Below are 14717 nucleotides of genomic sequence, written 5' to 3'. Positions count from 1 at the left end.
GCCCTTCACGATTTCCTTGCGATCCGCGTGGCCTTGTCTGCGTCGTACCACCAGATGAACGGGAAGCCGGACTGACCGTATTTGGGCAATTCCGCCGGTCGGCCGAAGCGATCCCAGCGCGCGGTACGCACCTTTGGATAATTCCACTGCGGCACGACGTAGTGATTCCACAACAGCACGCGGTCCAGCGCCTTGGTTGCGGCAACCAGATCGTCGCGCCCCTTGGCGTAGATCACCCGCTCGATCAGCTTGTCGATAGCCGGATTCTTGATGCCGGTAATGTTGCGCGACCCGGCGATGTCAGCCGACTTGGACGACCAGAACTCGCGCTGCTCGTTGCCTGGCGACTGCGATTCGCCCCAGGAGTTGGTAACGACGTCAAAATCCCACTCGCGCGTCCTGTTCTCGTATTGCGTCGGATCGACCGTGCGCACGCTGACCGCGATGCCGAGCCGTTCCAGCGACGGCTTGTAGAACAGCGTGACCCGCTCGAAGCTCGGATCCGAGTTCAGCAGTTCCAGGGAGAACTGGGCGCCGGTCTTGACGTCGATCAGCTTGCGATCACGCACCTCGTAGCCGGCTTCCTTGAACAGCCGCAGGGCCTCGCGCAGATTGTCGCGCACCGCTTCCGGACTGCCGCCGACCGGATTGGTGTAGGCCGTCGTGAAGACTTCGGGTGGGACTTCGGCGCGGACAGTCTCGAGGATCTCGAGCTCCTTGCCCTGCGGCAACCCGGTTGCCATCAGCTCGTCGATGCCATCGAAATAGCTGCTGACGCGCTTGTACTGGCCGTAGAAGATCTGCTTGTTCATCTCCTCGAAGTCGAACGCGTAGTTGAGCGCACGACGCACGCGCGGATCCCTGAACTTGGCGCGGCGCAGGTTCGGCACGAAAGCCTGCATCACGCCCGAGCTGCGATTGGCGAACTCCTCGAGGATCACCCGCTTTTCGGTCACGGCCGGGAAATCGTAGGCGGTCGCCCAGTTCTTGGCGCTGTTCTCGGTGCGCCAGTCGACCTGATCGGCCTTGAAAGCCTCGATCGCCACGGTGGCGTCGCGGAAATATTCGTAGCGCATCTCGTCGAAATTGTTGCGGCCGACATTGGCGGGGAGGTCGCGCCCCCAATAATCCTTGACGCGCTCCAGCGCGATCGACCGTCCCGCGATGAATTCCTTGACCCTGTAGGGACCGGACCCAAGCGGCATTTCGAGCGTGGTGGCGGAGACATCGCGCTTGCGGCCCTGCGCGTCCGTCCCCTCCCACCAGTGCTTCGGCAAAATCGTGAGCTGCCCGACGATCTGCGGCAGTTCGCGGTTGCCCGGCGCGTCGAACACGAACTTCACCTCGCGCTCGCCGACCTTCTCGGCTTTCGCCACATGGCTGTAATACGCCGAGTACATCGGGTGGTGCTTCTTGAAGGACTCGAGCGAGAAGATCACGTCATCGACGGTGACCGGCTTGCCGTCATGCCATTTGGCCTGCGGCCGCAAACGATAGGTGACGAAGGAGAAATCGTCCGGGTGGCTCACGGCCTCGGCCAGCGCGCCGTATTCGGTCGAGACCTCGTCGAGCGCGGGGGTCAGAAGCGATTCATAGATGAATGCGACGGCACCGGCGACCTGCCCCTTCACGCCTGCCACCACGATGTTGAAATTATCGAAGGTGCCGACGGCGATCTGGCGCGCGACGCCCCCCTTTGGCGCTTCCGGATTGACGTAATCGAAGCGCTCGAAGTCGGCGGGATACTTGACCTGTCCGAACAGTGACAGCGCATGGCGCCAAGGAAGCCCATTTGAAGGCAGCTCACCCGCGGACTGCGCCTCGGCACTGCCGATGACGGAAAGGCCCGCTATGGAACCGAGGGCGGGGAGCGCTGCGGCAGCAGTGCCGGTGAGCAGGAGATCGCGTCGGTTCATGGCCAAATCAACATTCCTGTCTTGAAGGAGGCTACTCCTTTAAGTTCCCAATATAGGCGAGGTTTCGACGGAATATGTTGCTTTTTCCTCATCTTGGAAGGCCGGCTGGCCGATCGCTGCGGCCAAACGCCCCGATAGCCCACGCCGCAACGCCCGGATAAGCAAACGGCCAGGCTTTTCAGCCTGGCCGTTTATTCCAAGAGGATTTTCGAGGCCCTTATTTCGAGGCCGTCGGCAGCGGCTGAGGATGCTCCGACAGCGAATTCAGATAGGCAATGACGTCGGCGCGCTCGGAATCCTTGGGAATGCCGGCGAAGCCCATCGCGGTGCCCGGGATGAAGCCCTTGGGGCTGGCGATGAACTTGTTGAGATCGTCGAACGTCCAGGTGCCGCCCTTGGCCTTCATGGCGGCCGAGAAGTTGAAGCCGTTACGGCCCTCACCCCGCGCCTCGCCAACGACGCCATAGAGGTTCGGACCGACGCGATTCGGACCGCCTTTTTCGAAGGTGTGGCAGGCGCCGCACTTCTTGGCGGCGGAAGCGCCCTTTTCGACCGAGGCGGTCTGGAGCAGCTTTTCGATGGGCTCGGAGGGCGCAGCGGCGGCGCCACCTTCCTTGCCGTGGCCGGCGTCTTCCTTCACGGCGATCTCGAACCCCGGTTTTTCCGGCATCTTGGGCGAGAACAGCGCACTCGCGGTGAAGCTCGTCACCAGCAGGACGAGACAGGTGCCGAGCACGGCCCCGAGAATCTTGTTCAGTTCGAAAGAGTCCATTTCCGGCCAGGCCCCACACCGCAATAAAAATTGAGCGGCCGCGCGGCCGCCAGGACGAGCCTCGGGAGAATCAAACGTTCCCTATTGTTTCCCCGAGTTTTGCCATTGAGATATCGGTTTGCCCGGGGTCTGGCAACCCGTATAAGCGACCCGGCTTTCAGCCCATCCCCACCCCATTTCTCGACGCGGAAAACGCTCCATTTCCAGGCCCTTGAACCGATGACCGATCCCCGCATCCTGGTGCTGATCCCGGCACGCATGGCCGCCACCCGCCTGCCCGGCAAGCCGCTCGCCGATATCGCCGGGCTGCCGATGATCGTGCACGTGCTGCGGCGGGCAGAGGCCGCCGGAATCGGCCGGGTCGCGGTCGCAACCGACACGGCGGAGATCGCCTCGGTCGTGACCGCCCATGGCGGCGAGGCGGTAATGACGCGCCCGGAGCACCCCTCCGGGTCGGACCGCATCCACGAGGCCATGCAAAAGCTTGATCCGGACGGCAAGGCCGAGATCGTAGTCAATCTCCAGGGCGATTTCCCGACCATCACGGTCGCCAATATCCGCGAGGTGCTGCCGCCGCTGCAAGACCCCGCCGTGGATATCGCGACGCTGGCCTCGCAGATCCATACCGAGGAGGAGGACCTCGCGCCGAACGTCGTAAAGGCGATCGGAACCTCGCTCGGCGGGAAACGCATGCGCGCACTTTATTTCACCCGTGCAACCGCTCCGACCGGCGACGGACCGCGCTATCACCATATCGGCCTCTACGCCTATCGCCGCGCCGCGCTGGAGCGTTATGTCTCGCTGCCGCCATCCCCGCTGGAATTGCAGGAGAAGCTCGAGCAACTCCGGGCGCTGGAGGCCGGAATGCGGATCGACTTCACCATCGTCGATACGGTGCCCCGCGGGGTCGACACGCCGGCGGACCTGGAGACCGCGCGCAGCATCCTTTCCAAATCCTGAGCCGCTGTTACAAGGCCGATCATGAGCAAGCTGAAAATCGCATTCCAGGGCGAGCCTGGGGCCAATTCCCACATCGCGATCGTCGAGGCCTATCCCGACGCCGAGCCGATGCCATGCGCCACTTTCGAGGACGCGCTGTCGGCGATCTCGTCGGGCGAAGCCGATCTCGGCATGATCCCGATCGAGAATTCGGTCGCGGGCCGCGTCGCCGACATCCATCATTTGCTGCCGGCCTCCGGCCTCTTCATCATCGGCGAATGGTTTCTGCCGGTTCGCCATCAGCTGATGGCGGTGAAGGGGACCAAGCTTGCCGACATCAAGTCCGTCGAGAGCCATGTGCACGCGCTCGGCCAGTGCCGGCGCATCATCCGCAAGCTCGGCATCAAGCCGATCGTGCACGCCGACACCGCCGGTAGCGCCCGCGACATTTCCGAGCGCAACGACAAGACCGTCGCCGCGATCGCCTCGCGGCTTGCGGCAAAAATCTATGGCCTCGACATTTTGGCTGACGACATCGAGGACGAGGCCCACAACACCACGCGCTTCGTGGTGCTGGCGCGCGAGCCGAAATGGGCTGCGCAGGCTTCGGGACCACTGGTCACGACTTTTGTCTTCCGGGTGCGCAATTTGCCCGCCGCGCTCTATAAGGCGCTCGGCGGCTTTGCCACCAACGGCGTCAACATGACCAAGCTCGAAAGCTACATGGTCGACGGCAATTTCTTCGCCACGCAGTTTTACGCCGACGTCGACGGCCATCCCGAGGACAAGGGGCTGGCGTTCGCGATCGAGGAATTGAAATTCTTCTCGCGCGAATTCCGCATCGTCGGCGTGTATCCGGGACACCCCTTCCGCGCGACGATGGAGTAGCCTCGTGTCCCGGACGCGGCTAGCGCGAGCCGGGACCCAGAGGCCGCAGGGGCGCGATGGACCCCGGCTCTGCAGCGCAGCGCCGAAGTGGCGCTGCGCTGCAGAGCCGGGCCACGAGAGCTTTATCCGACCGCTTTGAGTCCAAACGCCTCCGCCAGCAGCGAATACGATCTCTTCCGCGCCTCGTGGTCGTAGACTGCCGTGATCACCATCAACTCGTCCGGCTTGCTCGCATCGATCAACGGCTGGAGTTTCTGCTGCACCGTCGCAGGATTGCCGACGAAGAGGCGCGAGCGGTTGCGCAGGATCGAGGTGCGCTCGACGTCCGTATAGGGATAGGCCAGCGCCTCCTCGACACTCGGCAGCGGCAGATATTGCCCGCGGTCGCGGCGCAGGCGGTTGAGATCGAACGAGGTGGCGAGCTTTTCGGCCTCCTCATCCGTGTCGGCCGTGATGACGGCGACCGCGAGGATCGCGTGCGGACTCGCGCTCCAGGCCGAGGGCTGGAAACGGTTGCGGTAATGCACCATCGCATCGATTGCATCATGCGATGCGAAGTGATGGGCGAAGGCGAAACCCATGCCGACTTGCGCGGCGAGCTCCGAGGAATAGTCGCTCGAGCCGAGCAGCCAAATCGGCGGCAGCTTGGTGTCGTCGGGCATCGCGACGACATTATTGTAGGGATGGCCCGAGGGAAATTCGCGGGTCTCCCACAAAATCAGTTCGTTCAGCCGCTCCAGGAAGTCGTCGCCCTCGCGGCGGTCGAGCCGGCTCCGTAGCGCGTAGGCGGTGGCGCCGTCGGTGCCGGGCGCGCGGCCGAGACCGAGATCGATGCGGCCCGGAAACAGCGCCTCCAGCATCTTGAAGCGCTCGGCCACGACCAGCGGCGCGTGGTTGGGCAGCATCACGCCGCCGGAGCCGACGCGGATGTGCTTCGTCACCGCCGCGATCTGCCCGATCATCACGTCGGGCGCCGGGCTCGCCACCGAGGCGAGGTTGTGATGCTCGGCGAGCCAGTAGCGGACATAGCCAAGACCATCGACATGGCGCGCCAGGTCGATGCTGTTGCGCAGCGCCGCCGCGGGTTTTGTGCCTGTTGTGACGACGGAGAGGTCGACGACTGAGAGCGGGATCATAGCGCGTCAACGTAATGGAGGGCGGCGCGGCGGCAATGGGCAGACTGCGCAGGTCTGGCGTGTGCGGCCCGCGAGCCGGCGTGCCTAGGCCGGCCATGATTGGTGGGACAAGGATTGTTATGGCAACATCACTTTCCAGCTGCCCACACAATTCACCCGCTCCGGCCGGCACTGGAATCACCCCAAATGATGATTTCTTTATATTATTAGCAGAAATCCCCGCTTCCCACTCATGCCCTTATCCGCGCAATAATTCGATGGTTACCGGTCAAAGTGGGCCACTTCCCATACCTGATGGGCTGTCGAGCCCAGCCGCTTTGGCTTATCTTAGCCACTCCAATCTAGACCCGACCGCCGGCCGCCAAGAACCTGACGAGCCTCTGGAGCAAGTGGTGCCATGATCGATCCGACGACGCCTGCTCAAACCGAAGGGCACGACCGGCACCTCCAAAATGGGCACCTCCCCTCGAAGCGGCCAGCGATCTCGTTCGAGTTCTTTCCGCCCAAGACGGAAGATATGGAGCGCAATCTCTGGGACACCATCAACCGCCTCGCCCCGCTCGACCCGAAATTCGTGTCCGTGACCTATGGCGCCGGCGGCTCGACCCGTGAGCGCACCCATTCCACCATCGCCCGCATCCTGAAGGAGACCGCGCTGCTGCCGGCCGCGCATTTGACCTGCGTCGGCGCCTCGCGCGGCGAGATCGACGAGATCGTCGACCGCTATCACGAGGTCGGCGTCCGCCACATCGTCGGTCTGCGCGGCGATCCGGCCGGCGGCATCGGCACGCCCTACGCCAGCCATCCCGACGGCTACCAGAGCTCCGCCGACCTCGTCACCGGCATCAAGAAGCGGCATTCCGATATCGAGGTGTCCGTGTCCGCCTATCCGGAGAAGCACCCCGAGGCCCGCGACTTCGATGCCGATATCGACACGCTGAAGGCCAAGGTCGATGCCGGTGCGACGCGCGCGATCACCCAGGTGTTCTTCGACAACGATCTCTACTTCCGCTATCTCGACCGCGTCCGCGCCCGCGGGATCGACATCCCGATCGTACCGGGCATCATGCCGATGCACAATTTCAAGCAGGCGAGAGCCTTCGTCACCCGTGCCGGCACGTCCGTGCCGGACTGGCTCGCCGAAAAATTCGACGGCCTCGACGACGACGCCGAGACCCGCAAGCTGGTGGCGGCAACCGTTGCGGCCGGCCAGGTGCAGAAGCTCGCCAAGCACGGCGTCGACACCTTCCATTTCTACACCATGAACCGCGCCGATCTCGTGTTCGCGATCAGCCATTTGCTCGGCATTCGCGCCAAGAGCGCGCAAAAGGCGGCGTAAGACACAATGACCGTATCCACCTCTCCCAAGCGAACTGCCCTGTTGAACGCCGCGCGCGAGCGCATTCTCGTGCTCGACGGCGCCATGGGCACGATGATCCAGAACCTTCAGTTCGACGAGGCCGCCTTCCGCGGCGAGCGCTTCAAGAATTTTCATCGCGACCTGCGCGGCAACAACGATCTCTTGATCCTGACCCAGCCGCAGGCGATCGAGGACATCCACGCCGCCTATTTGCGCGCCGGTGCCGACATCGTCGCAACCAATACCTTCTCGACCACCTCGATCGCGCAGGCCGATTACGACCTTGCCGACATCGTCTACGAGATGGCGTGCGAAGGCGCCCGGCTCGCCGGCAACGCCGCAAGGCGCGTCGAAGCCGAGGACGGCAAGCCACGCTTCGTTGTGGGCGCCATTGGCCCGACCAACCGCACCGCCTCGATCTCGCCCGACGTTTCCAATCCCGGCTACCGCGCCGTCACCTTCGACGATCTGCGCAAATCCTATGGCGAGCAGATCAACGGCATGCTCGACGGCGGCGTCGATTTGCTGCTGGTCGAGACCATCTTCGACACGCTGAACGCCAAGGCGGCGCTCTATGCGATCGCCGAGATCACGGAAGCGCGCGGCATCGACATGCCCGTGATGGTATCAGGCACCATCACCGACAAATCTGGCCGCCTCCTCTCGGGCCAGATGCCGGAGGCGTTCTGGCATTCTGTGCGGCACGCCAAGCCGGTGACCATCGGCTTCAACTGCGCGCTCGGCGCGGAAGATTTGCGCGCGCATATCGCCGATATCGGCCGCGTTGCCGACACTCTCGTTTGCGCTTATCCCAACGCCGGCCTGCCCAACGAATTTGGCCAGTACGACGAGACCCCGGAGTACATGGCGCGCCTGGTCGGCGAGTTTGCGCGTGATGGTTTGGTCAACATCGTCGGCGGCTGCTGCGGCACCACGCCGGAGCATATTGCGGCGATCGCCGCCGCGGTCGCCCCGCACAAGCCGCGCATCGTGCCCGAGATCGCGCCTCGCTTAAGGCTCTCCGGCCTCGAGCCGTTCATCCTGACCGACGCGATTCCCTTTGTGAACGTCGGCGAGCGCACCAACGTCACCGGCTCCGCCCGTTTCCGCAAGCTGGTCACCGCCGGCGACTATACCGCCGCGCTGCAGGTCGCGCGCGACCAGGTCGAGAACGGCGCGCAGATCATCGACGTCAACATGGACGAGGGCCTGCTGGATTCCGAGGCCGCGATGGTGACCTTCCTCAACCTCGTCGCCGCCGAGCCCGACATCGCCCGCGTCCCTGTCATGGTCGATTCCTCGAAATTCTCCGTGATCGAGGCCGGCCTGAAGTGCGTGCAGGGCAAGCCGGTCGTCAACTCGATCTCGATGAAGGAAGGCGAGGAGAAGTTCATCTTTGAAGCGCAGATCGCGCGGCGTCACGGCGCGGCTGTCGTGGTCATGGCGTTCGACGAGGTCGGCCAGGCCGACACCTTCAAGCGCAAGACCGAGATCTGCAAGCGCGCCTACGACATCCTGGTAAACCGCGTCGGCTTCCCGCCGGAAGACGTCATCTTCGATCCGAATATCTTCGCGATCGCGACCGGCATCGAGGAGCACAACAATTACGGCGTCGACTTCATCGAGGCGACCCGCTGGATCCGCAAGAACCTGCCGGGCGCGCATATCTCGGGCGGCGTCTCCAATTTGTCGTTCTCGTTCCGCGGCAACGAGCCGGTGCGCGAGGCCATGCATTCGGTGTTCCTGTATCACGCCATCAAGGCCGGCATGGACATGGGCATCGTCAATGCCGGGCAGATGATCGTCTACGACGACATCGATGCTGAATTGCGCCAGGTCTGCGAGGACGTCATCCTCAATCGCGATCCCGGCGCCTCCGAGCGTCTGCTGGCGCTCGCGGAAAGATTCCGCGGCAACAAGACCCAGACCAAGGAAGCCGATCTCGCCTGGCGCGAATGGCCGGTGGCGAAGCGGCTGTCGCATGCGCTGGTCCACGGCATCACCGAGTTCATCGAGCAGGATACCGAAGACGCCCGCAAGGCCTCCTCGCGCCCGCTCGACGTGATCGAGGGACCGTTGATGGCGGGCATGAACGTGGTCGGCGACCTCTTCGGCGACGGCAAAATGTTTCTGCCGCAGGTGGTGAAGTCCGCCCGCGTGATGAAGCAGGCGGTCGCCTGGCTGATGCCGTTCATGGAGGAAGAGAAGGCGCGCAATCTCGCCAACGGCATCGGCACCGAAGGATCCTCTTCCGCCGGAAAGATCGTGCTCGCCACCGTCAAGGGCGACGTCCACGACATCGGCAAGAACATCGTCGGCATTGTGCTCCAGTGCAACAACTTTGAGGTCATCGACCTCGGCGTGATGGTGCCGGCTGCCAAGATCGTCGAGATCGTGAAGGCGGAGAAGGCCGACATCGTCGGTTTGTCCGGCCTGATCACGCCCTCGCTCGACGAGATGGCGTTCTTCGCCGCCGAACTGCAACGCGAGGGCCTCAAGCTGCCGCTCTTGATCGGCGGCGCCACGACGAGCCGCGTGCACACGGCGGTCAAGATCGACCCGAGCTATCGCGCCGGCCCCGTCGTCCACGTCAACGATGCCAGCCGTGCCGTCGGCGTTGCCTCCTCGCTGCTGTCGCCCGAGAAGCGCGACGCCTACGCCGCCGAGGTGCGCGCCGAATACGCAAAAATTTCGGACGCGCATCTGCGCGCGCAGGCCGACAAGAAGCGGCTGAAGCTGGCCACGGCCCGCGCCAACCGCGTACCGGTCGATTTCACTGCTGCCAAGCCGGTGAGGCCGACCTTCCTCGGCACCAGGAGCTTTGACGACTACGATCTTGCCGAGCTTGTGCCCTATATCGACTGGACGCCGTTCTTCCAGACCTGGGAGCTCGCCGGCCGCTTCCCCGCCATTCTCGACGACGCCAAGGTCGGCGAGGTCGCGCGCTCGCTCTACGATGACGCGCGCAAGATGCTCGACCTGATCGTCAGGGAAAAATGGTTCCGGGCGCGTGCCACGATCGGCTTCTGGCCGGCCAATGCGCAAGGCGACGATATCGTGCTCTATGCCGACGAGAGCCGGACCAGGAGCGTCGCGACGCTGCACACGCTACGCCAGCAACTCGAGAAGCGCGAGGGCCGTTTCAACGCCGCGCTCGCCGACTTCGTCGCGCCCGTTGGTGCCGGCGTGCCCGACTATGTCGGCGGCTTCGTCGTCACGTCCGGCATTGGCGAGGATGTGGTCGCCGACCGCTTCAGAAACGCGAATGACGACTATTCCTCGATCCTGTGCAAGGCGCTGGCCGATCGCCTCGCCGAAGCCTTTGCCGAGCGCATGCATGCCCGCGTCCGCCGCGAGTTCTGGGCCTATGCGCCTGACGAGGCGCTGTCGACCGACGAGTTGATCCTCGAAAAGTACCAGGGCATCCGTCCCGCGCCGGGCTATCCCGCGCAGCCCGATCACACCGAGAAGGCGACGCTGTTCGAGCTGCTCGATGCCGAAGCGACCGCCGGCGTGCAGCTGACGGAGAGTTTTGCGATGTGGCCGGGCTCTTCCGTGTCCGGGCTCTATTTTGCAAACCCCGAGAGCTATTATTTCGGCGTCGGCAAGATCGAGCGCGATCAGGTCGAGGATTATGCTGCGCGCAAGGGCATGAGCGTCGCGGAGACCGAGCGCTGGCTCGCGCCGGTGCTGAACTACATTCCGTCGCAGCAAACCAACAAGGCTTTCGCGGCGACGCCCGCGAACGACGAGACGTCGAAGGACCTCGCCTCGCATCCGCCCGGCTGCACCTGCGCGGTGCATCTGGTCTGGCAGAAGAAGCGCGCGGGGGCGGGGTAATTTCCGCGTCTCTCGCCGTCATTCCGGTCCCGTCATCCTGAGGTGCGAGCCATGCGACGCAGCGCGTCGCATGGGGAGCCTCGAAGGATGAACGGCCGAGCAGGTGCAGCGGGGCCGTCGCCCTTCGAGGCCTCCGCTTCGCTCCAGCACCTCAGGGTGACGGTGATGAAGCAATCGCGGATGAATAGAGCGAAGCGAAACCCATCATCTTTCGTCAGCGCCGAGACGGAACTCAAAAAAACGAGACAACAACCCCATGCACAGTAGAGATGGGGTTGAAAAGCCTGATCAATTTCGGTCTTGCCGAAACAACTTGCGGCGTCGGGCAAAACACCTGTAACATTCCATCATCGCCCACAGCGCCTATCGCCGTCATTCCGGGTCGCGCGAAGCGTGAGCCAGGCCTTCCGCAGGTTCGCATGAGCACAGCGATATGCGGGACCGGCTCCCGGGATGTCGCTTCGCTCATCCGGGCTTGTGAACTCGATCACTTGTCCGCTCAACCTTGATTGGCTACCCTGTCGGTCTACTAGCATCAAACCGATGACTTGTTTGGGATCGAGCATATGAAGCAGCTCATTGCACTGTTCGTCGCCGCGATCGCTCTTGTCGTGCTGCCCACGATTGCCGCGGCTGACTGTCCGAAAGGCTACGTGCCATGCGGCGAGCGAAATCAGTTGTGCTGCCCGGGGAAGTAAGAAGTCGCAAATGGCTTTGGCTTGGCAGCGGCGTGTTTGTCGTGATCGGCCTCGTCACAACGCGATTTCGATGGAGGAGAAGGCCAAGCTGACATCCGAGATCGCAGCGAAGCTCGACCTGGAGGTACACCAGGGCGCGGACGACAAGGTGTCCGGCTCTCAATTGTTCTTTGGCATAAGACTGTCGCCGAATCCGATCCTCCTGAACTCCGCGACAGGCGAGATCAAGCCCTGTACGCGGAAATAGGATCGACGCAACTCTTCACGCCTTCGGCGGCGCCAGCGGCTGCACGATCTCCCGGAACGGCGCCAGCGCTTCGCAGTGATCGGCATGTGCGCTCAGCGCCGGATAGCGCGCCGTGTCGAACAGTTGTGGATGTGCCTCGCGGGTGAAGCGCACGACGCAGGCGACCGCGACATCGGCGTGACCGATGCGCATACCCAGCCAGTACGGCGTCGCCACCTGGGCGCGCTCGGCTTCCAGCACGCTCAGGACGTCGGCGATCTGCGCTTCGCAGCGCTCGACCCACAGCGCAAGCTGCTCCTTCCGCAGCACGCGTTCATAGACCAGGCTGACCGCCTTGTCGCCGAGGCCGCAGGCGAGCGCGCAGATGCGCAAATGGCGCCGTCGCTCGGCGCCGCTTCCCGGAAGCATCGTCTTCTCCGGCCCAACGCGCTCGTCGAGATAATCGAGGATGATCGTGCTCTCGATCAGCGCCTCGCCGTCGTCGAGCACCAGCGTCGGCACGCGCCGCAGCGGATTATAGGGCGCGATCTTGTCGGCATCGCCGAAGGTCGACCACGGCCGGTGCTCGAAGGCGAGGCCGTAAAGCCGGAGCGCGATCGCGACGCGGCGGACGAAGGGGGAGTCGTATTGGCCGATCAGGAACATGGGTCTCGCTCTTCTCGTTCGTTGGACACGGCAGGGCCGACCAGTTCATCGCCAATGCGCGTCGGCCGCAACAGAATTCTCGGAAGGAGAACGTTGCGCTCGCCGCAACAAGGCGGAGTTAATGTGCCGCCAACCCGGAGTTTGGCATGTCCCTGCGATCCGTGACCATGCTCGCGCTGCTCGCCGCCGCCAGCTTCGCCCACGCTCCGTCATTGCGAGCGCAGCGGAGCAATCCAGAAACTTCCCGGAGCTGGACTGGAATCTTCGTCGCAAGGGCTCCTCGCAATGACGCTGGAGGAAGCCGTGTAGCCCGCATGGAGCGGAGCGAAATGCGGGGACGCTGGCCCGAATTGCGCTGTGCTCATCCGCGCGTGATCCAGTAAGCGAAAACGGAATCTGCGGCCTCGGATTTCGTCGCATTCGGTCGAGATACGAATTCGCGGCTTGCCGTCATTCCGGGGCGCGCGGGGCGCGGGCCCGGTATCCAGCGTGCACATTCCCTTGGATTCCGGGCTCGCGCCAAGTGGCGCGCCCCAGAATGACGGCGAGGGGTGAGCCGTAGCCCGCATGGCGCGGAGCGGAATGCGGGGACGCTGCCCCGGATTGCGCTGCGCTCCATCCAGGCTACGACGCCGGCGCGCGTTGACGTGCCGATTCGAAGAGCGACGGCGGCGCCCACACTCAGGATTTTCCGCGGAGATGGACTGGATTGCTTCGTCGCAAGGGCTCCTCGCAATGACACCGTAGAGGCAGTCGTGTCGTGGGGGCAAGTGAAGCGGAATCCCGCTTGATCAGCGCGTGAGAAAGCCGCCGGGTAGGTGAGGACCTTACGGCCCTCACCCCCCACAGACCCGGACGTGCAGATTTCCCGCATCCGGTTCTTCGCGAGAGAGCTTCGCTCACGTTGCGTACCGATGGAAGATGCGGGCTCTGGGCAGCGGGTGACGTGCGAGGAGGTCCTTGAAGCGATCCCAAGGGATCGGCTCTGACCTCGTTCGCCGTTCCAGCCACTTTTTCCAGAGCCGTGTGGTCTGCCGGAGGTACCGGCCCAGTTGCTGCATGTTTCCCGTGATGCCGTAGTAGGCGTAGTGACCTACGAGCTTCGCAGACAGCCGGGCGTGCTGCCACCGGATCGGCTGGTGTCGATTGACCCGACACCAGTCGTTGACGGTGCGCAGCGCGCGGGCAAGCCGGCTCTTGGCCGTGCGTTGCCGCACCACCTTCTTGCCCTTCTGCGACGTCGCCCACGTGTGGGTGAAGCCGAGGAAGTCGAACGGTGGTCCGTTGCAGTCTGGATGCGTGCCACCTGGCCGCTCGGGTCGGAAGTCGATGAAGCGCGTCTTGTCGGGATGGAGCGTGAGCCCGTACCGTTCAAGCCGCTTTCCCAGCACTTCCAGCACCGCTTGGCGTCGTGGTGGTTCTTGAACGTCATCACGAACTCATCAGCGAACCGAACCAGAGTACAGGGCCCCGCCATGCGCGGCTTCACCTCGGTCTCGAACCAATCGTCCAGCACGTGGTGCAGGTAGATGTTCGAGAGCAGCGGTGAGATCACGCCGCCTTGCGGGGTTCCTTCGGTCGCCAGATGCAGGAGCCCGTCTTCCAGCACTCCTGCCTTCAGCCATTTGTCGATCATCCGTCGGATAACACCGTCCGTCACTCGCTGGTCGAGGATCGCTCGCAGGTGATGGTGCGGGATCGTATCGAAGTACTTGCGTATATCGACATCCAGCACCCAGTACTGTCCTTGCCTGGTGAGGGCACCATACAAAACACGCAGTGCCTCATAGGCCGAGCGCCCGGGCCGGAAGCCATGCGAGCACGGTAGAAAGTCCTGCTCGTAGACCGCCTCCAACACCATGACGATCGCTCGCTGCGCCACCTTGTCTTCGAAGGTCGGGATGCCGAGCGGCCGTTGCGAGCCGTCCGCCTTGGGAATGTACGTTCTGCGCACCGGTGGAGCCTTGTAGCGGCCGGATTTGATGCGCTCGAGCAGGTCCGCAAGATTGGCCTGCAGGTTCGCCTCATAGTCCTTCGCCGTTACTCCGTCGATGCCGAGCGCTCCGTCCTTGCGGGTCAACTCGTACGCCTCCTGCATCCATTCCAGATCGATATGATGGTGCAGCGTGAACAGCGCCGTCTCCGGCTTGCGTCTCGCCAGTTCGGCTATCCGTTGTCGTTTCGTGGACAGGTTTGCGGGGTCCAATGCTCCCTCCCGTGTTTCCCGCCAATGGCTCTCTCTCCGCGGCGCCTCCCTTTCCTCCTTCGGGTCCTGG

General features: G+C 63.7%; 11 protein-coding genes. 6 read left to right on the top strand and 5 right to left on the bottom strand.

The window, feature by feature from the left end; translation table 11 throughout:
* Positions 1 to 5 precede the first annotated feature (5 nt).
* Together IVA80_RS37330 and IVA80_RS37325 are read right to left on the bottom strand one after the other, a co-directional pair.
* Positions 6 to 1922 (bottom strand): extracellular solute-binding protein, encoded by a 1917-nt coding sequence (locus IVA80_RS37330; protein WP_247440107.1) that lies wholly within the window; start codon positions 1920 to 1922, stop codon positions 6 to 8.
* A 211-nt stretch (positions 1923 to 2133) separates the two neighbouring features.
* Positions 2134 to 2688, bottom strand: coding sequence for a cytochrome c family protein (locus IVA80_RS37325; protein ID WP_247440106.1), 555 nt, complete (start codon positions 2686 to 2688; stop codon positions 2134 to 2136).
* 219 nt (positions 2689 to 2907) lie between these two features.
* Between IVA80_RS37325 and IVA80_RS37320 the strand changes: the two genes are divergently transcribed.
* Together IVA80_RS37320 and IVA80_RS37315 are read left to right on the top strand one after the other, a co-directional pair.
* Positions 2908 to 3648 (top strand): 3-deoxy-manno-octulosonate cytidylyltransferase, encoded by a 741-nt coding sequence (locus IVA80_RS37320; RefSeq protein WP_247440105.1) that lies wholly within the window; start codon positions 2908 to 2910, stop codon positions 3646 to 3648.
* A gap of 21 nt (positions 3649 to 3669) precedes the next feature.
* Positions 3670 to 4515 (top strand): prephenate dehydratase, encoded by an 846-nt coding sequence (locus tag IVA80_RS37315; protein ID WP_247440104.1) that lies wholly within the window; start codon positions 3670 to 3672, stop codon positions 4513 to 4515.
* Positions 4516 to 4637: 122 nt separating this feature from the next.
* Here the strand turns inward: IVA80_RS37315 and IVA80_RS37310 are convergent, their stop codons facing one another.
* Positions 4638 to 5651, bottom strand: coding sequence for an LLM class flavin-dependent oxidoreductase (locus tag IVA80_RS37310; RefSeq protein ID WP_247440103.1), 1014 nt, complete (start codon positions 5649 to 5651; stop codon positions 4638 to 4640).
* Between the two features lie 397 nt (positions 5652 to 6048).
* Between IVA80_RS37310 and metF the strand changes: the two genes are divergently transcribed.
* The 4 genes from metF to IVA80_RS37295 all read left to right on the top strand — a co-directional run bounded on the left by metF (position 6049) and on the right by IVA80_RS37295 (position 11796).
* Positions 6049 to 6990: a methylenetetrahydrofolate reductase [NAD(P)H] gene (gene metF / locus IVA80_RS37305; RefSeq protein WP_247440102.1), complete on the top strand. Its 942-nt coding sequence runs from the start codon at positions 6049 to 6051 to the stop codon at positions 6988 to 6990.
* A gap of 6 nt (positions 6991 to 6996) precedes the next feature.
* Positions 6997 to 10851 carry a methionine synthase gene (gene metH, locus IVA80_RS37300; protein WP_247440101.1) on the top strand — a complete coding sequence of 1285 codons (3855 nt, stop codon included), beginning with the start codon at positions 6997 to 6999 and terminating at the stop codon, positions 10849 to 10851.
* Between the two features lie 566 nt (positions 10852 to 11417).
* Positions 11418 to 11549, top strand: a complete 132-nt coding sequence (locus IVA80_RS38490) for a hypothetical protein (RefSeq protein ID WP_256467582.1) — start codon at positions 11418 to 11420, stop codon at positions 11547 to 11549.
* Between the two features lie 70 nt (positions 11550 to 11619).
* Positions 11620 to 11796, top strand: coding sequence for a hypothetical protein (locus IVA80_RS37295; RefSeq protein ID WP_247440100.1), 177 nt, complete (start codon positions 11620 to 11622; stop codon positions 11794 to 11796).
* Between the two features lie 15 nt (positions 11797 to 11811).
* Here IVA80_RS37295 and IVA80_RS37290 read toward each other — a convergent pair whose 3' ends face one another.
* Complete coding sequence (locus IVA80_RS37290; protein WP_247440099.1) at positions 11812 to 12441, bottom strand: glutathione S-transferase family protein; 630 nt, start codon at positions 12439 to 12441, stop codon at positions 11812 to 11814.
* A 1093-nt stretch (positions 12442 to 13534) separates the two neighbouring features.
* Positions 13535 to 14647: a reverse transcriptase domain-containing protein gene (locus tag IVA80_RS37285; protein ID WP_247440098.1), complete on the bottom strand. Its 1113-nt coding sequence runs from the start codon at positions 14645 to 14647 to the stop codon at positions 13535 to 13537.
* Positions 14648 to 14717 lie beyond the last annotated feature (70 nt).

The organism is Bradyrhizobium sp. 139, assembly GCF_023074175.1.
Classification (GTDB): Bacteria; Pseudomonadota; Alphaproteobacteria; order Rhizobiales; family Xanthobacteraceae; genus Bradyrhizobium.
Note: the sequence above shows the minus strand (reverse complement) of the source record. Positions and strands in the feature narration are given on the sequence as shown.